16 protein-coding genes are annotated in these 17,188 nt (G+C 33.0%); 10 read left to right on the top strand and 6 right to left on the bottom strand.

Annotated elements, in window-relative coordinates; translation table 11 throughout:
- The first annotated feature begins 136 nt into the window (after positions 1 to 136).
- Positions 137 to 2,470, top strand: a complete 2,334-nt coding sequence (locus JE46_RS07670; RefSeq protein ID WP_031454677.1) for an ATP-dependent helicase — start codon at positions 137 to 139, stop codon at positions 2,468 to 2,470.
- A 75-nt stretch (positions 2,471 to 2,545) separates the two neighbouring features.
- A complete protein-coding gene (locus tag JE46_RS07665) occupies positions 2,546 to 3,166 on the top strand; it encodes an L-threonylcarbamoyladenylate synthase (protein ID WP_031454676.1) in 621 nt (206 codons plus the stop codon).
- 152 nt (positions 3,167 to 3,318) lie between these two features.
- Here the strand turns inward: JE46_RS07665 and JE46_RS07660 are convergent, their stop codons facing one another.
- From JE46_RS07660 to JE46_RS07650, 3 genes are read right to left on the bottom strand one after another with little or no spacing between them, the layout of a single operon-like run.
- The gene (locus JE46_RS07660) at positions 3,319 to 4,152 is read right to left on the bottom strand and encodes an OmpA/MotB family protein (RefSeq protein ID WP_031454675.1); all 834 of its coding nucleotides are present in this window, start codon (positions 4,150 to 4,152) and stop codon (positions 3,319 to 3,321) included.
- 34 nt (positions 4,153 to 4,186) lie between these two features.
- Positions 4,187 to 5,206, bottom strand: a complete 1,020-nt coding sequence (locus tag JE46_RS07655) for a glycosyltransferase family 2 protein (protein ID WP_031454674.1) — start codon at positions 5,204 to 5,206, stop codon at positions 4,187 to 4,189.
- Between the two features lie 19 nt (positions 5,207 to 5,225).
- The gene (locus JE46_RS07650; RefSeq protein ID WP_031454673.1) at positions 5,226 to 5,678 is read right to left on the bottom strand and encodes a type I restriction enzyme HsdR N-terminal domain-containing protein; all 453 of its coding nucleotides are present in this window, start codon (positions 5,676 to 5,678) and stop codon (positions 5,226 to 5,228) included.
- A 71-nt stretch (positions 5,679 to 5,749) separates the two neighbouring features.
- Here JE46_RS07650 and holA point away from each other — a divergent pair, with 71 nt between their 5' ends.
- The 3 genes from holA to ettA all read left to right on the top strand — a co-directional run bounded on the left by holA (position 5,750) and on the right by ettA (position 8,770).
- The gene (gene holA / locus JE46_RS07645; protein WP_031454672.1) at positions 5,750 to 6,754 is read left to right on the top strand and encodes a DNA polymerase III subunit delta; all 1,005 of its coding nucleotides are present in this window, start codon (positions 5,750 to 5,752) and stop codon (positions 6,752 to 6,754) included.
- A gap of 69 nt (positions 6,755 to 6,823) precedes the next feature.
- Positions 6,824 to 7,000 carry a CAL67264 family membrane protein gene (locus tag JE46_RS07640; protein ID WP_209445153.1) on the top strand — a complete coding sequence of 59 codons (177 nt, stop codon included), beginning with the start codon at positions 6,824 to 6,826 and terminating at the stop codon, positions 6,998 to 7,000.
- Positions 7,001 to 7,078: 78 nt separating this feature from the next.
- Positions 7,079 to 8,770 (top strand): energy-dependent translational throttle protein EttA, encoded by a 1,692-nt coding sequence (gene ettA / locus JE46_RS07635; RefSeq protein ID WP_031454670.1) that lies wholly within the window; start codon positions 7,079 to 7,081, stop codon positions 8,768 to 8,770.
- A 214-nt stretch (positions 8,771 to 8,984) separates the two neighbouring features.
- On the opposite strand, the gene JE46_RS07630 is transcribed toward ettA, so the two are convergent.
- From JE46_RS07630 to JE46_RS07620, 3 genes are read right to left on the bottom strand one after another with little or no spacing between them, the layout of a single operon-like run.
- Positions 8,985 to 9,398, bottom strand: a complete 414-nt coding sequence (locus JE46_RS07630) for a thiol-disulfide oxidoreductase DCC family protein (RefSeq protein WP_031454669.1) — start codon at positions 9,396 to 9,398, stop codon at positions 8,985 to 8,987.
- Positions 9,398 to 10,609: a TonB-dependent receptor plug domain-containing protein gene (locus tag JE46_RS07625; RefSeq protein WP_051872844.1), complete on the bottom strand. Its 1,212-nt coding sequence runs from the start codon at positions 10,607 to 10,609 to the stop codon at positions 9,398 to 9,400. The genes JE46_RS07630 and JE46_RS07625 overlap by 1 nt, the downstream gene beginning before the upstream one ends.
- A 55-nt stretch (positions 10,610 to 10,664) precedes the next feature.
- The gene (locus JE46_RS07620; protein WP_031454667.1) at positions 10,665 to 12,830 is read right to left on the bottom strand and encodes an endonuclease MutS2; all 2,166 of its coding nucleotides are present in this window, start codon (positions 12,828 to 12,830) and stop codon (positions 10,665 to 10,667) included.
- 132 nt (positions 12,831 to 12,962) lie between these two features.
- Between JE46_RS07620 and JE46_RS07615 the strand changes: the two genes are divergently transcribed.
- The 5 genes from JE46_RS07615 (at position 12,963) to JE46_RS07595 (ending at position 16,682) form a co-directional block, all read left to right on the top strand.
- Positions 12,963 to 13,628, top strand: coding sequence for a uracil-DNA glycosylase (locus JE46_RS07615; RefSeq protein ID WP_031454666.1), 666 nt, complete (start codon positions 12,963 to 12,965; stop codon positions 13,626 to 13,628).
- A 104-nt stretch (positions 13,629 to 13,732) separates the two neighbouring features.
- Positions 13,733 to 14,911, top strand: a complete 1,179-nt coding sequence (locus JE46_RS07610; protein ID WP_031454665.1) for an AIR synthase related protein — start codon at positions 13,733 to 13,735, stop codon at positions 14,909 to 14,911.
- A gap of 198 nt (positions 14,912 to 15,109) precedes the next feature.
- Positions 15,110 to 15,466: a hypothetical protein gene (locus tag JE46_RS07605; protein ID WP_031454664.1), complete on the top strand. Its 357-nt coding sequence runs from the start codon at positions 15,110 to 15,112 to the stop codon at positions 15,464 to 15,466.
- A gap of 120 nt (positions 15,467 to 15,586) precedes the next feature.
- Positions 15,587 to 16,189, top strand: a complete 603-nt coding sequence (locus JE46_RS07600; protein ID WP_031454663.1) for a GNAT family N-acetyltransferase — start codon at positions 15,587 to 15,589, stop codon at positions 16,187 to 16,189.
- Between the two features lie 49 nt (positions 16,190 to 16,238).
- The gene (locus JE46_RS07595) at positions 16,239 to 16,682 is read left to right on the top strand and encodes a hypothetical protein (RefSeq protein ID WP_031454662.1); all 444 of its coding nucleotides are present in this window, start codon (positions 16,239 to 16,241) and stop codon (positions 16,680 to 16,682) included.
- Positions 16,683 to 17,188 lie beyond the last annotated feature (506 nt).

Raw genomic sequence — 17,188 nt, 5'->3', positions numbered from 1 at the left:
TATTCAATCTTTTTTTAATTTTTACAGGGTTAAAAAAATAGCATTAATTTGATTCGACTTACATAATAATTGGTTTTGTATATATACAATTTCTAACGCTTAAATTCTTATTTTTGCATAAAAGGAGAAAAATTTCATGCAAAATTATATTGACCAGCTCAACGAAGCACAAAGAGAACCCGTTTTACAAAAAGACGGGCCAATGATTATTATTGCTGGTGCCGGTTCGGGAAAAACCCGTGTTTTGACAATCAGGATTGCCTATTTGATGTATCAGGGAATTGATGCATTCAATATACTTTCACTTACATTTACCAATAAAGCTGCCCGTGAAATGAAACACAGGATTTCAGCAATTGTTGGGGCAAGTGAAGCAAAGAACTTATGGATGGGGACTTTTCACTCTGTATTTGCACGTATTCTCCGTTCAGAATCTGAGCATTTAGGGTATCCTTCCAATTTCACTATTTATGATTCTCAGGATTCACAACGACTGATTTCTTCCATTATAAAAGAAATGCAGCTTGATCGTGATATCTATAAACCCAAACAAGTTTTGGGAAGGATATCGACCTATAAAAATAGTTTGATTACTGTAAAAGCCTATTTTAATAATCCTGAATTGATGGAAGCCGATGCAATGGCAAAAAAGCCACGTTTAGGCGAAATTTATCAGCAATATGTTGAACGCTGTTTCAAAGCCGGAGCAATGGATTTTGATGATTTGTTGTTGAAAACCAATGAATTATTAACTCGTTTTCCGGAGGTTTTAGCTAAATATCAGAATCGTTTTCGTTATATTCTGGTTGATGAGTACCAGGATACGAATCATTCACAGTATCTGATTGTAAGAGCTTTGTCGGACAGATTTCAGAATATTTGTGTAGTTGGTGATGATGCGCAGAGTATTTATGCGTTTCGGGGAGCAAACATCAATAACATTCTGAATTTTCAAAAAGATTATGAAGGGGTGAAGATGTTTCGTTTAGAGCAAAATTATCGTTCTACCCGAAATATTGTTGAAGCGGCAAATACTGTAATGGAACATAATAAAACCAAACTGGATAAGATAGTTTGGACAGCAAATGATTATGGGCACAAAATTAAAGTGCATCGAAGTCTGACTGACGCTGAAGAAGGCCGTTTTGTAGCCAGCACTATTTTCGAACAAAAAATGCAAAATCAACTACACAATGGTGCTTTTGCTATTTTATACCGTACAAATGCCCAATCCCGTGCAATGGAGGATGCATTGAGAAAAAGAGATATTCCGTATCGAATTTATGGTGGACTTTCATTTTATCAGCGTAAGGAAATTAAAGATGTTTTGTGTTATTTACGTTTGGTAATTAATCCAAAAGATGAAGAAGCACTGATTCGTGTCATTAATTATCCGGCCCGTGGAATTGGAGATACAACTGTTGAAAAATTGACTATTGCAGCCAATCATTACAAACGCTCAATTTGGGAAGTAATGGTGAATATTGATAAAATCGATTTGAAACTGAATGCCGGAACAAAGAACAAACTGAAGGATTTTGTTACTATGATTCAGAGTTTTCAGATTATTAATGAGAATCAGGACGCTTTCTATATTACTGACCATGTTGCCAAAAAAACGGGTTTGGTACAAGAACTTAAAAAAGATGCTACTCCGGAAGGGATGGCTAAAATCCAGAATATTGAAGAACTTTTAAACGGTATTAAAGATTTTACAGAAGGGCAAAAAGAAATAGACGGAGCAAGAGGAGCTTTGTCTGAGTTCATGGAAGATGTAGCATTGGCTACAGACTTAGATAAAGATACATCTGATGAAGACCGTGTAGCCTTAATGACGATTCACTTAGCAAAAGGTTTAGAATTTCCACATGTTTTTGTGGTGGGAATGGAAGAAGATTTGTTTCCGAGTGCAATGAGTATGAGTACACGAAGTGAATTGGAAGAAGAACGTCGTTTATTTTATGTAGCTTTAACCCGTGCTGAACATCAGGCATATTTAACCTATGCGCAATCACGTTATCGTTGGGGGAAACTGACAGATAGTGAGCCATCACGTTTTATTGAAGAGATAGACGGTCAGTATTTAGAATATTTAACGCCTTCAGAAAGCAATTATCGTTATAAACCCACTATTGACAGTGACATATTTGGTGATGTCGATAAATCGAAACTGAGATTAGTAAAACCTATAGGAGGAACACCTCCAAAACCTATTACGTCTAATGAATCAACCCTCGATTTAAATATTCGAAAACTAAAGCCTGTTGCAGGAACAAATCCAAATGCTGCTGCTAATTTATTTGATAATAAACTAACCGTAGGCAATATTGTAATGCATGAACGTTTCGGAAAAGGAGAAGTTGTTAATTTAGAAGGAGTTGGAGCTGATAAAAAGGCCGAAATTAAATTTGAAGTTGGTGGAATTAAAAAACTTTTGCTGAGATTTGCTAAGTTAGATGTTGTAGGATAATAAATGTTTTGATTTTCAAGTTGTCGTAAAGTAACTTGAAATCTGAAACAAAATAAACTTTAAAGAAAAAACAAAATGGCTGAATTCATAAAAATATATCCCGACAAACCCAGTGAAGCTGCTATTGCAAAGGTGATCAAAGTGCTTCAGAATGGTGGTTTAGTTATTTACCCAACAGATACTGTTTACGGACTAGGTTGTGATATAACTAATTCCCGTGCTTTAGAAAAAATTGCAAAAATTAAAGGTGTAAAATTAGAAAAGGCAAATTTCTCTTTTATCTGTCATGATTTAAGTAACTTATCAGATTATGTTCGTCAGATAGATACGGCTACTTTTAAAATATTAAAAAGAGCATTGCCGGGGCCTTATACTTTTATTCTACCTGGAAATAATAATCTTCCAAAAGAGTTTAAAAAGAAAACAACTGTAGGAATAAGAGTGCCTGATAATAATATTATTTTAGAAATTGTTCGACAATTGGGCAACCCTGTAGTATCAACTTCTATTCGTGATGAAGATGATGTAATTGAATATACTACTGATCCGGAATTGATTTTTGAGAAATGGCAAAATCTGGTAGATCTTGTTATAGATGGGGGCTATGGTGATAACATAGGTTCAACAATTATAGACCTTTCAGAACATGAACCGATTATTATTAGAGAAGGAAAGGGGAATGTTGATGTTTTGTAAAAAAAAACTTAAAACAGCTATTCGTAGAAAAAATATTACTAACTTTATAATTAGTTAAATTTAGTTAGTTAATTAAAAAAGTTTATCCTTGCGGATACTAAAAAAGCAGGTCATTTGACCTGCTTTTTCTGTGTAATTCAATATGTACTGAATTATTTTGCCTGTTTTTTCATTTCTTTTTCAATCATATCATAAAACTGATCAATTTTTGGCATAACAACAATACGGGTTCTTCTGTTTTTTCCTTTGTTTTCCGGAGTATCGTTTGCAACTAAAGGCACATAAGAACTTCTACCGGCTGCAATTAATTTAGCTGGATTCACACCTAAATCGTTTGTTAAAACTCTAACAATTGAAGTAGAACGTTTAACACTCAAATCCCAGTTGTCAAGTAAAACTCCGTTGCTTCTGTAAGGAACATTATCTGTGTGACCTTCAACCATACACTCAAAATCTGGCTTATCATTGACTACTTTTGCAACTTTAGCTAAAACACCTTTTGCAGCATCAGTTACTTCATAACTACCACTTTTAAATAATAATTTGTCAGCGATAGAGATAAATACAACTCCTTTTTCAACATTAATTTCAATATCCGGGTCATTGATTCCAACAGCACCTTTTAAACTTGTAACTAATGCTAATGTTACACTATCTTTTTTAGTAAGAGCATCTTGAAGTCTGGAAATTTTTAAATCTTTTTCTTTTAAGCTTTCCAAAGATTTTTCAAGATTTTCTGCACCTTTAGTAGTTAAAACTGTCAAATCTTTTGAGCTGTTTATTAAATCTTGATTATGTTCTTTATAACTGGCAGCAGTAGCAGCTAATCCTGCTTTTTCTTCAAGACATGCATTCAATTTTACAGTACAAGAATTTAATAAATCCTGAGTCTCTTTGTTTTTAGCTTCCAATTCAGCATATTTCTTTTTTGAAACACACGATGTTAAAGCCATTAATACCGATAGTGCGATTACTATTTTTCTCATAGATGTTAAATTTAATTAGACGTTAATTACAAATTTAGTTTTTAATATTTTGATTAATGTTAAAGATTTCTTTAAAAAAAACCAATTTCTTTATATAATAGATGAAAACGATACTTTTTATAGTGTAGTATTTTTGCATTTGAAAATCTTTTCTCTTTTTTAGATAAATTAATGAAAGACAGTAAAATGAAAAATGTGCATGTAAAATAGCAAGTGTTAGTTTAAGTTTTCCTTGTGTTAAAAATCTTACTCCGGCAATTCCGTCTAGTACCATTCTGAAGAAAATTATAAAAAATAATCTTTTTTTTGGAAGATTCTTAACCATCATCAGTAATGAATTTCTGAAATTCAAATAAGTCTTTTTCGGATTTCCTTTCTGCAGTGTTGCACCTCCAACATGGTAAACAACGGACTGTGAATTATATTTAATAGTATGTCCTTCGTTTAAAGCACGCCAGCACAAATCAATTTCTTCCTGATGTGCAAAAAAAGATTCATCAAACCCTTCTAATTCATCATAAATTTCTTTTCTGATAAAAAAACAAGCTCCCGATGCCCAGAATATTTCGCAATTATCATCATATTGACCACCGTCTTTTTCTAACGTATCAAAAATTCGGCCCCGACAAAATGGATAACCATATTTATCAATGAATCCTCCGGCTGCTCCGGCATACTCAAAATATTCCTTATTTTTAAAATCAAGAATTTTAGGTTGGATAATAGCTGTATTTTTTTCTAAATCAAAGGTTTCAACAATAGGTTTTAACCAATTTTCGGTCACTTCAATATCCGAATTAACTAAGGCATAAATTTCGGCATTAACTTCTTTCAAAGCATCATTGTAGCCTTTGGCAAACCCATGGTTGCCAGTATTTTTAATGATTTTTATCGTTGGAAAATGCTGTTGAACGAAATTTACAGAATCATCTGTTGAAGCATTATCGGCTACATATATAGTAGCATCTGGAGAAAATTGAATTACTGATGGTAAAAATTGTTCTAATAATTTTATTCCATTCCAATTTAAAATGACAACTGCAACTTTATCCAAAAGTAATCTTTTTATAATTTTAATAAATCTCTTTGTAGTCTGGCAGTGATTTCAAAAACTCATATTTCTCGTTTTCAAAATCTATCTGGCAATAATAATGATGCAGACCATTTGTGACTTTCAAAAACCGTGCCTGCATTGTCATATTGTAACGCGCAATTTGATCAAAAGTTGCCTGAGATATTTTTACTTCTGGTGCTTTGCATTCTACTAATATATGTATTGAACCATCCGAATTAAAAACTACCACATCATAACGTTTTCGTAAACCATTCACCGTTAAAACTTTCTCGACGTTAATGAGCGATTTTGGGTATTTTTTTTCATTCATTAAAAAATGAACAACATGTTGGCGTACCCATTCTTCAGGGGTAAGAATTATAAATTTTTTTCTGATTTCATCAAAAATGGACACTTTATTTTCGCTATTTTTGAATCGAAAATTATAGATTGGAAAATTTAATCGCTGCATAAAGCAAAAATATAAAATAGTTTGAGGTTTCAGGTTTAAACTTGAAACTTTAAACTTGAAACAAAATTTGGATGGACGAAGTTGTAAAAATTGTTAATGATATAAAAGCAGGAAATATCAAACCAATTTATTTTTTAATGGGTGATGAACCTTATTATATCGATAAATTATCAGAATATATTGAACAGAATATCCTTTCGGAAGAAGAAAAAGGATTCAATCAAACTGTTTTATACGGAAGGGATGTTTCCGTAGAAGATATTGTTTCAACAGCAAAGCGTTATCCGATGATGGCAGACCGCCAGGTTGTTATCGTAAAAGAAGCTCAGGATTTATCAAGAACTATTGATAAAATTGAATCTTATGTCAATAATCCGATGGAAACAACAGTTTTGGTTTTTTGTTATAAATACAAAACACTTGATAAACGTAAAAAAGTGACTAAATTATTAGCGCAAAACGGAATCGTTTATGAAAGTAAAAAATTATACGAAAATCAGGTAGGAGACTGGATTAAGCGTGTTTTGGCAGGAAAAAAATATACTATTGACCCTAAAGCAAATGCGATGTTGGTAGAGTTTTTAGGGACAGATTTGAGTAAAATTAACAATGAGTTGGAGAAATTACAGATTATTTTACCACAAGGGACGGTAATTACACCACAACATATAGAAGAAAATATTGGTTTTAGTAAAGATTATAATGTTTTTGAACTTCGAAAAGCGATTGGTGAACGTAATCAGTTAAAAGCGTATAAAATTGCCGAAAATTTCGCTCACAATCCAAAAGAATATCCTTTAGTAATGACAACCGGATTGGTTTTTGGATTTTTTGTTCAGCTTTTAAAATATCATGGGCTTAAAGACAAAAATCCAAAAAACGTAGCAGCAGCGATTGGCGTAAATCCTTATTTTTTAAAGGAATATGATCTGGCTATCAAAAATTATCCAATGCGAAAAGTCAGTCAGATTGTTGGAGCATTAAGAGATGTTGATGTAAAAAGTAAAGGTGTTGGAGCCAATGCTTTACCTCAATCAGATTTGCTAAAAGAAATGCTTTACAAAATATTTAATTAAGCAATTAAAATTCACGATATTTGCACTTCTAAAAAAAATACCACTTTAAATTATTACACAATTATGGGAATGAATAAAAATACCGTTTTAGGATGGGCTACTTTTATAATGGTAATCATGGGATTGTTACTTATAGGTCTTGGGGTCTTTAGATACAGAGAAGTGTCTGCTTGGGGGTTTGCCGCTGCAGGAGTTGGATTTTTAGCAAATGCCTGGGTTTTTAATGCCTTAAAAGGAAGAGTTTAATTCAATTCAATATTGATAAAAAATCAATTGTAATCAAGAAAAGTAAAAAATAATTAATTAAAATTAAAAGTAAATAGAATGTCAGACGATAAGAAAGTAATTTTCTCAATGCAGAAATTGAGCAAAACCTATCAGGGAGCAGACAAACCGGTTCTTAAAAATATTTATTTAAGTTTCTTTTATGGAGCTAAAATTGGTATTTTAGGTCTTAACGGATCAGGAAAATCTTCTCTTTTAAAAATCATTGCAGGAGTTGATAAAAACTACCAGGGAGATGTGGTTTTCCAGCCGGGATACACTGTTGGATATTTAGAGCAGGAGCCTATTCTGGATGATTCTAAAACCGTTATCGAAATTGTTCGTGAAGGAGCTGCTGAAACAATGGCAGTTTTAGAAGAATATAATCAAATCAATGATTTATTTGGTCTTGAAGAAAATTATTCAGATCCGGATAAAATGGACAAACTGATGGATCGTCAGGCAGCTTTACAAGATAAAATTGATGCTCTTGGTGCTTGGGAAATCGATACCAAATTAGAAATAGCAATGGATGCATTGCGTACGCCGGAAGGAGATACGCCAATTAAAAACCTTTCAGGAGGTGAACGCCGTCGTGTAGCTTTATGCCGCTTGTTATTGCAGCAACCGGATGTATTGCTTCTGGATGAACCTACCAACCACTTGGATGCTGAATCAGTTTTATGGTTAGAGCAGCATTTAGCACAATATGCAGGTACTGTGATTGCTGTAACGCACGACCGTTATTTCCTTGATAATGTTGCGGGTTGGATTCTTGAATTGGATAGAGGAGAAGGTATTCCATGGAAAGGAAACTATTCTTCATGGTTAGACCAAAAATCAAACCGTATGGCTCAGGAAGAAAAAGTAGCTTCTAAACGCAGAAAAACTTTAGAGCGTGAGTTAGAATGGGTTCGTCAGGGTGCAAAAGGTCGTCAGACAAAGCAAAAAGCGCGTTTACAGAACTACGATAAATTATTAAACGAAGATCAAAAACAACTGGATGAAAATCTGGAAATCTACATTCCAAATGGTCCACGTTTAGGAACAAATGTTATTGAAGCTAAAAATGTAGCAAAAGCTTTTGGTGAAAAATTATTATACGATAATTTGAACTTTACTTTGCCGCAAGCGGGAATCGTTGGAATTATCGGGCCGAACGGTGCTGGTAAATCGACTATCTTCAAAATGATTATGGGTGAACAAGCTACAGACAGCGGTGAATTTTCAGTTGGTGAAACGGTAAAAATCGCTTATGTAGATCAGTCGCACTCAAATATTGATCCGAATAAATCGATTTGGGAAAATTTCGCAGATGGTCAGGAATTAGTTATGATGGGAGGAAAGCAGGTTAACTCAAGAGCTTATTTATCTCGTTTTAACTTTGGTGGTGGAGAGCAAAACAAAAAAGTTTCAATGCTTTCTGGTGGAGAACGTAACCGTTTGCACTTAGCAATGACATTAAAAGAAGAAGGAAACGTACTTTTACTGGATGAGCCAACGAATGACTTAGATGTAAACACACTTCGAGCACTTGAAGAAGGTTTAGAGAATTTTGCAGGATGTGCCGTTATTATTTCGCACGACAGATGGTTCTTAGATAGAATTTGTACGCATATTCTAGCTTTTGAGGGAGATTCTGAAGTATATTTCTTCGAAGGAAGTTTCTCTGATTACGAAGAAAACAAAAAGAAACGTCTTGGCGGTGATTTAACTCCAAAACGTTTGAAATATAGAAAATTGATTAGATAATTTTCTAAAAATTTTAATTTTTAAAATCCCAAATTCCAAATTGTAAAAGATTTTAAATTTGGGATTTTTTGTTTTTTGTCATTTCTGTAAGGAGAAATCACACTAGAAATTCGGCAAAGATTTGAAAAACTTTTTAAAATTACTTACGAAAATTTCTAATTCCTCAAAATAACAAGTCTGTGAAATTTGAATTTGGAATTTTTGATTTGGAATTTTATAAAAACTTAGCTTTCAATTCAGGTGTCGGAATCATACAGCTCTCTTTTTTGCCATACCATTTATACCTGTTCTTGGCAATATAATCGTAAATATAATTTCGAAGTTTCTCCGGAAGAATTTTAAAAATGGATATCAAACTGTAAACCCCGCCTAATTCCTCTGCAATTTCAATAGCTGCAGATGATTTGTAATAATAAGCGACTCCGGGATTATACAAAATGATACTGTCAATTTTAGTTTGATCTACACCAATATAACTGCAAATTTCTTTTCCCAAATCAGATTGCAATGCTGTAAAACGAAAAATATCTTTTTTATCGTGACTGATAATGAATTGAACTGCTCCGTTGCATAAATTGCAAACACCGTCAAAGAGGATTATTTTTTTGTTTGGAGGAAGATTTAGCATTATAACTTTAGTTTTTTAAGTTTATTTACTGGTTCGCTAACATCACTGCCTCCCCATTCTACAAGAGTAAAACCTTTTCTTTCGATTTTTGGTAAATGCTGTTCCGAAATTTCTATAGATCTGTCTATACCATAAAATTCCATAAAAACCCTGATAGAGGTATCGGGTTTTGGGGTAATAGTATTTTTTGAAATAATATCATAATCAGAATTAACATAAAAATGAATAAAATTAGTTTTATTTTGCTCTAAATGAGGCAGCCAAAACTGTATAAAATCATTCGTTTCAAAAGTATTCAGACCCAATGTTTCCAGTTTTTCAGTTAGAAATAAAACTAAATTATTTTTTTCTACTGAAAATCCTGTTTTATAATTATAATGTTCATCAGGAAAATTTTGTATTCCATCCCAAAATAAGGAATTATAGAAACGATTTGTTTTTTTGTCAAAAATTTTACCATCCGGATAAACTGTCAGTTCCCATTTATCTTGATATTTCGGGAAGGTTGTCAATAATTTTCCATTAAAATTGAACGATAAACTGATGTCGGTTTTTTCAGTTGGATAAAGATATATGATCGGTTTTTTAATTTTGATTTTACTTGAAGCCGTTTGTATTTTTAAAATTATATTGGATGGTGTCTGATTGGTGATTTTTAGTTTTTGAGTTTCAAATTTTTCTTTTGAAAAACTTATATAATCATTTACAGCGACATTGATTTTATAAATACCTAAAGAGTCTGAATAATAAGCTTCTCTTTTAGTTAGATTTGAAATTACTACCTTGGGAACAGGTTGATTTCTTTCGTCTGAAATACTACCTGAAATAGATATTTTATAATCATTGGTATTTAATTTTGAATCTGAAATATTCTCTTTTAGAAGCTTTTTATATTTTTTCTTCGCAGATTTTTTTAATGTAATTTCAATAACCCCATTTACAGCCTTATCACCATATTTATCTTTTGCCTGATTATCTTTAAGAACATTCATTTGTTCAATATCCTGAGCATTTATAATGGACAGCACTTCCTCACTATGTTTGAGAATTATTCCGTCTACTGTAAAAAGCGGATTTTTCTCTTGTGTACATAATTGTGTGTAGAGAACTTTTGCTTGATTTATAGTTTCTTGCAAGTGGGTTGTTTGAGCTTTTAATGGTGTAGCTAAAACTCCTATGATGAGAGAAATAATTATTTTAAAAATTTTCATAATATATGTTTTATTTCATAGATAACTATTTAGTATCAAAGGTTGGGAAGAGAAATTACTTTTTCACAGCTTCTACCAATTCCAGTTCATCCAGACTTACTTTGGAAGTAAAAATACCGTAATTTACGGTTGCTTTATTTTTTTCGATAGCATCAATACTTCCAACAGATCTTCCCTCAAGCATTCGCACGCGGTCACCAACTTTTAAAATTGGTTTTGGTTTTTCTACAACTGGTTTAAGTTTCTTCTCTTTTTTCTCTTGACGAATTTCTTCCACTTTTACTTGTACTTCGGCAATAACTTCTTTTTGTTTTTCAACTTTTGCCTTCACTTCTTTTGGAGTTGCTTTTTTACGTTTTGAATTTTCGATCTCAACAATTTTCAGGAATTCACCAATAAGTTCCTTTTTGTTTTTGTTGTTGAAATATTTCTCGGCAATATCATCGATTTTTTGTCCGATGTAAATTATTTTTTGGTTGCTGTCGTATAATTCCTGATAGCTTTCCAGTTTCTGCTGGATTCTCGTATTGATGTTTTCCATCTTTTTACTTTCCTCACGCGCTCTTGTTTCTTCTTCCTTTAAATTCAAAGAAGTTTTCTCAAGTTTTGATCTTTCTTTCTGAAGCGTCGCAATAGTTTTATCAAAACGAACTTTACCCACTTCGATTTTCTTTTTCGCACGATTAATCAGTCCAAACGGAATTCCATTTTTCAGCGCAACTTCAAAAGTAAATGAACTTCCGGCCTGACCCAAAGCCAGTTTGTACATCGGTTCAAGTGACTTTTCATCAAACATCATATTCGCGTTCGTTGCATATGGCAATTCGTTAGCCAAAATCTTTAAATTGGAGTAATGTGTTGTGATAATCCCGAACGCTTCACGATGATAAAATTCTTCAAGGAAAATTTCTGCCAGAGCACCACCCAGTTCAGGATCAGAACCTGTACCAAACTCATCAATTAAAAACATGGTCTTATGATTACATTTTTTCAAAAAGTAATTCATGTTTTTTAATCGGTAGCTGTAAGTACTTAAATGGTTTTCAATAGATTGATTGTCTCCAATATCCGTTAAAATTCGATCAAACAAAAATGTTTCACTTCTTTCATGAACCGGAATCAACATCCCGGATTGCAGCATTAATTGCAATAAACCAACAGTTTTAAGCGAAATGGTTTTTCCTCCCGCATTTGGACCTGAAATTACAATAATTCTGTTTTCTTGTTTCAGTTCGATGGTCTGCGGATGTGTAACTTCTTTTTTTTGTTTGTTGTTCAGATATAAAATAGGATGATAAGCTTCTCTAAAGAACAATCTTCTTTCTTCTGTAATGGTTGGAAGGATTCCGTTAATTCTGTTAGCGTATTTTGCTTTTCCGGCAACGACATCAATATCACTTAAAAAATCATGATATTCAATTAATAAAGAGAGGTAAGGACGAATCACATTCGATAAATTCTTTAAAATTCTCGTAATTTCTTCTTTCTCTTCGTATTCTAGATTGGCTAATTCTCTCGAATATTTCAAAGTAGCCTCAGGTTCAATATAAGCAATGCTTCCGGTTTTGGAACTACCTAAAATAGAACCTTTTACTTTACGGCGGTACATTGCCAAAACCGCTAAAACTCTGCGGTTTTGTACAAAACTCTCCTTAATATCATCCAGATATCCTAAACCATTATACTGGGTTAATGCAACACCAAAACTTTGGTTTACTTTGCCACGAACCAAATTCATATTTTGGCGAATACTTAACAAAGCAGGAGAAGCATTGTCTTTTATTTCTCCGTATTTATCTACAATCGCATCAATTGCAGTGATGATATCTTTGGTCAGTTCAACACGTGAAGCCCTTGCATTTAGATTTGGATAATAGTCATCAAACTTGCGTAAAAAATTCAATAAGACATTTGTCGTTGCAGAAAGATTAGCAATTTTCCTAAAACTTCCCACTTCAAGAAAGCTGTCTTCAATGGCCAAAAACTTAATCTCATGCGTGATGGCGTCAAATCCGTGATTCGGAATGGCGTTGTTATTTTCAAAAGACGAAACGTATTCTGTGGTCTGCATTAAAGCCTGCATCAGAGTTTCTTTGTCTCTAAATGGTTTTATTTGTAAAGCTTTTTCTTTTCCTATGTCTGTGTTGCAGCCTGCTGAGATGGTTTCGAGAACGGTTGGAAACTGTAAGTCTTGTAATGTTTTTTCGGTAATACTAATCATTTAATTTCTTTAAGAAAGTGATGGCAAAAATACAAAAAATAGTAGCATTGAGAACTGTAAAGTTTAGATCTAATTTTATTCGTTGTAAATATGATTTCAATAAAAAAATCCTGAAATTCGCATAAAAAAATTATGGACGTTAAAATACATGATTCCTGGAAGCCGGTTTTGAATGAAGAATTTGAAAAACCGTATTTCAACGAGTTAATTGAATTTGTAAAATCTGAATATACTACAAAGGTTTGTTTTCCAAAAGGCAACCAGATTTTTTCAGCTTTCGATCATTGCCATTTCGATCAGGTAAAAGTGGTGATTATAGGTCAGGATCCTTATCACGGCCCAAATCAGGCAAATGGACTGTGTTTTTCTGTAAATGACGGAATTCCGTTTCCTCCTTCCTTATATAATATTTTCAAAGAAATTGAAACAGATTTAGCTAAACCGCTTCCTAAAACCGGGAATTTAGAACGTTGGGCAGATCAGGGTGTTTTTCTTTTAAATGCTACCTTGACAGTCAGACAATCCGAAGCCGGAAGCCATCAGGGAAAGGGCTGGGAAAAATTTACAGATGCCGTTATCAAACAAATTTCTGCTGAAAAAGAAAATGTCGTTTTCCTGCTTTGGGGAGGTTTTGCTCAGAAAAAAGCAACTTTGATTGATGCTTCAAAACATCATATTTTAAAATCAGGACACCCTTCACCTTTAAGTGCCAACAGAGGGTTTTGGTTTGGAAACAAACATTTTAGCCAGACCAATACTTTCTTGAAAGCAAAGGGATTAAAAGAAATTGAATGGTAATATTTTAAGTTAGATTGGATTTTTTTGTCAATCAAACTTACGAATCATCAAAGAATTAAAAAAAGGGATTATCTTTGCACCACATTCAACACAAACTAAGTTTCATGAGTTCAGATTCTAGCAAAAGGTACGCACAAAGAGGTGTTTCGGCATCAAAAGAAGACGTACACAACGCCATAAAAAATATTGATAAAGGTTTATTTCCACAGGCTTTCTGTAAAATTGTCCCTGATTATTTAACGCAGGACGAAGAACACTGTCTGATTATGCATGCTGACGGAGCAGGTACAAAATCATCTCTGGCTTATATGTATTGGAAAGAAACCGGAGATATTTCAGTCTGGAAAGGAATCGCTCAGGATGCTTTGATCATGAATATTGATGATTTGTTATGTGTTGGAGCAACCGATAATATCCTGCTTTCATCCACTATCGGAAGAAACAAAAATTTAATTCCTGCCGAAGTTATTTCTGCAATCATTAACGGAACAGAAGAATTAATCAACGAATTAAAATCTTTTGGTGTAACCATTCACTCAACAGGAGGAGAAACTGCTGATGTTGGGGATGTGGTTCGTACTATTATTGTAGATTCAACGGTTACAGCCCGTATGAAACGCTCCAATGTTGTAGACAATGCAAATATTCAGGCTGGAGACGTAATCGTTGGTTTGGCTTCTTTTGGTCAGGCAACTTACGAAAAAAGCTATAACGGCGGAATGGGGAGCAACGGATTAACATCTGCACGTCACGATGTTTTCGGAAAATATTTAGCTAAAAGATACCCTGAAAGTTTTGATGCACTTGTTCCTGAAGAATTGATTTATTCAGGTCAGGTTAACTTGACTGATGCTGTAGAAAACAGTCCAATAAACGCAGGGCAGTTGGTACTTTCGCCAACCAGAACCTATGCGCCAATCATCAAGAAAATTTTAGATACGTATACACCAAACGAAATTCACGGAATGGTGCATTGCAGTGGAGGAGCACAGACTAAAATTTTACATTTCGTTCAAAATTTACATATTATAAAAGACAATTTATTTCCGGTTCCGCCATTGTTCAAACTGATTCAGGAGCAATCAAAAACAGATTGGAAAGAAATGTACCAGGTTTTCAACTGCGGTCACCGTATGGAAATTTACGTTTCTGAAAATATTGCTCAGGATATTATCGAGATTTCAAAATCATTCAATGTCGATGCACAAATCGTAGGAAGGGTAGAAGCTGCTGATGTTAAAAAACTGACTATCACCAGCGAATACGGAACTTTCGAATATTAAAATATATAACTATTAGCTTTTTTAGGAGCTAATCCCGCTATTCGTTACAATCTTTTGCTTTTTAAAGAAAAAAGCAAAAGGATTTTCACTTCTATCGGGGCTAAAATTATAGTTACATAAGAATTACAGTGGTTATCCATAATTTTCAAGATCTGAATTTTTTAATCTTTCAATGTTTTAATCTTTTAATTTAAAGATATGTATGAACTGCTTTTTTGGAGATATTTAGACGAAATTTACCTGAACAATCAGGAAGTTTACGAAGCTTTACTTGAAAAGAAGGAAGTTGAAGGTCTTGAAATTCTTCCCATACAGTTAATCCTTAACCGAATTAGTTCTGTTTTCTCAGAATGGGAAAAAGTGGATGAAAACAGCTGGCAAAATAATACAGGAAAAGGTGCTTTTCAGGTTATCAATACACCACAAAGCATTAAAATAGACTGTTACGGAACCGAAGGCAAAACGATGAACAAACTGGTAGATTTATTAGAAGAGTTCAAATGTCCTTTATATGATCCACAAGTTCCGGAACGCTATGACGAAATGAGCGACTAACTTTTCTCTTCCATAATTTTAAAATTTCTTTCATATCATCTCTGTGAATCTCTGTGATTTTTTCGTGCACCTTTGTGGAAAAGCTACTACATTATATATAAGATTCTTAAAAACAAAAACATGACATTAAATTTCAATTTCGTAGATAGCATTATTTTAGAAGATGATTTTGTTTTATTGCGTTCCCTGCAGGAGTCAGACGTTGAAAACTTATTAGAAATATCTCTCAACGAGCCCGAAACATGGAAATATTCTTTAGTAGGCGCTGATGGAAAAGAAAATCTCATCAATTATATTCAGTCTGCTGTAAAAGCAAGAGAAGCCAAAAAAGAATTTCCTTTTATAGTTTTCGATAAAAAATCCCAAAAATACGCAGGTTCAACCCGCTTTTACGATATAAACTTAGATTTTAAAACTCTCCAGTTAGGATATACCTGGTACGGTTCTGCATTTAGGGGAACTGGACTTAATAAACATTGTAAATTTTTATTGCTTCAATTTGCATTTGAAACTCTCGGATTAGAACGCGTTGAATTTAGGGCTGATAATAATAACGAGCGAAGTATTGCAGCAATGAAAAGTATAGGCTGTAAAGTCGAAGGCGTTTTACGAAGTAATATGCCAACAGCAGAAGATGGAATTCGACGCGATTCTATCGTTTTAAGTATTCTTAGAAATGAATGGTTTGGCGAAGTCAAGGAAAAACTAAAACAAAAATTGTAGAATTTATAAAAACTTCACGAAATTAGCACTTTAAAATTAATAGCGAAATATGAAAATAAATCTAAAATCAGGAATTGATAAATTGCTTTTCGGAATGAAGCAAAATGATGTAACAGCAGTTTTAGGAAAACCTGATAAGAATTACAAAGATGAAGACGATAATGTGATTTTTGTTTACAATACACAAAAAATGAGATTAACTTTTTATCAGGAAGAAGGTCTTAAATTAGGATATGCAGTTGCTTCCAGTAATGATCTCGAGGTTTTTGGATTTAACTTAATAGGTAGAAAAATTGCAGATGTAAAAAAAGACCTGGCAACTAAAGGAATTACAAAATATACTCAGGAAACTTTTGATACTTTCGAAAACTATTTCAATGAAGACAATTGGTTTATTCTTCAAACAGAATTTGAAGAGGTGGTAAAATTTGAAATTGGCGCTATCATCAATGATAAAGACGAATTCGATTGGAAGTTTCCTGTTAAGAAATAAGCTAAATCATGTATTATATAATCCCGATAGTTAATTTAAAGCTATCGGGATTTTTTTTACACTATAATATATAAGTATAAATTGTGAACGAATATATAATAGTTTAATCATTCTCTAATTATAACTTGAGTATTTCTGCTTCTATTGGGCTACTATAGTTGTTAAGAGAAGAAAGGATGAAAGGGATGTTGTTCCATATGTAATCAAAAAGTGTTTTCAGATTATGATTTTGTTTATTAAGTATTCCAAAATAGAAAAACTTCTCAAAATTGATGAGCTAAAAAGCCTGAAAACTGTCAAATCCTTGATTGTAAAAGGAAAATTCTTATATTGCATCAAGAAAAGTTGTTTTGTAAAAGCTGATTTACCAGAGAGTTAAGAAAAAGAATAAAAAAAGATTGAAATTATGTAAGCAAAAGTCTTGTAAATGTAAATAGATGTATTACTTTTGCACCCGCAACAGCGAAGGCGTTCATGAAAATACTGGCAAGCAAACGGATTTAAAA

Origin of the sequence: Flavobacterium chungangense LMG 26729 (genome assembly GCF_000735715.2) — a bacterium.
Classification (GTDB): Bacteria; Bacteroidota; Bacteroidia; order Flavobacteriales; family Flavobacteriaceae; genus Flavobacterium; species Flavobacterium chungangense.
This window is presented reverse-complemented; position numbering and strand designations above follow the sequence as displayed.

Bases quoted from the DNA above. Each gene is read 5' to 3' on its own strand.
- JE46_RS07670 (WP_031454677.1), top strand. From the start codon at position 137: ATGCAAAATTATATTGACCAGCTCAACGAAGCACAAAGAGAACCCGTT.
- JE46_RS07665 (WP_031454676.1), top strand. From the start codon at position 2,546: ATGGCTGAATTCATAAAAATATATCCCGACAAACCCAGTGAAGCTGCT.
- JE46_RS07660 (WP_031454675.1), bottom strand. From the start codon at position 4,152: ATGAGAAAAATAGTAATCGCACTATCGGTATTAATGGCTTTAACATCG.
- JE46_RS07650 (WP_031454673.1), bottom strand. From the start codon at position 5,678: ATGCAGCGATTAAATTTTCCAATCTATAATTTTCGATTCAAAAATAGC.
- holA (WP_031454672.1), top strand. From the start codon at position 5,750: ATGGACGAAGTTGTAAAAATTGTTAATGATATAAAAGCAGGAAATATC.
- JE46_RS07640 (WP_209445153.1), top strand. From the start codon at position 6,824: ATGAATAAAAATACCGTTTTAGGATGGGCTACTTTTATAATGGTAATC.
- ettA (WP_031454670.1), top strand. From the start codon at position 7,079: ATGTCAGACGATAAGAAAGTAATTTTCTCAATGCAGAAATTGAGCAAA.
- JE46_RS07630 (WP_031454669.1), bottom strand. From the start codon at position 9,398: ATGCTAAATCTTCCTCCAAACAAAAAAATAATCCTCTTTGACGGTGTT.
- JE46_RS07625 (WP_051872844.1), bottom strand. From the start codon at position 10,609: ATGAAAATTTTTAAAATAATTATTTCTCTCATCATAGGAGTTTTAGCT.
- JE46_RS07620 (WP_031454667.1), bottom strand. From the start codon at position 12,830: ATGATTAGTATTACCGAAAAAACATTACAAGACTTACAGTTTCCAACC.
- JE46_RS07615 (WP_031454666.1), top strand. From the start codon at position 12,963: ATGGACGTTAAAATACATGATTCCTGGAAGCCGGTTTTGAATGAAGAA.
- JE46_RS07610 (WP_031454665.1), top strand. From the start codon at position 13,733: ATGAGTTCAGATTCTAGCAAAAGGTACGCACAAAGAGGTGTTTCGGCA.
- JE46_RS07605 (WP_031454664.1), top strand. From the start codon at position 15,110: ATGTATGAACTGCTTTTTTGGAGATATTTAGACGAAATTTACCTGAAC.
- JE46_RS07600 (WP_031454663.1), top strand. From the start codon at position 15,587: ATGACATTAAATTTCAATTTCGTAGATAGCATTATTTTAGAAGATGAT.
- JE46_RS07595 (WP_031454662.1), top strand. From the start codon at position 16,239: ATGAAAATAAATCTAAAATCAGGAATTGATAAATTGCTTTTCGGAATG.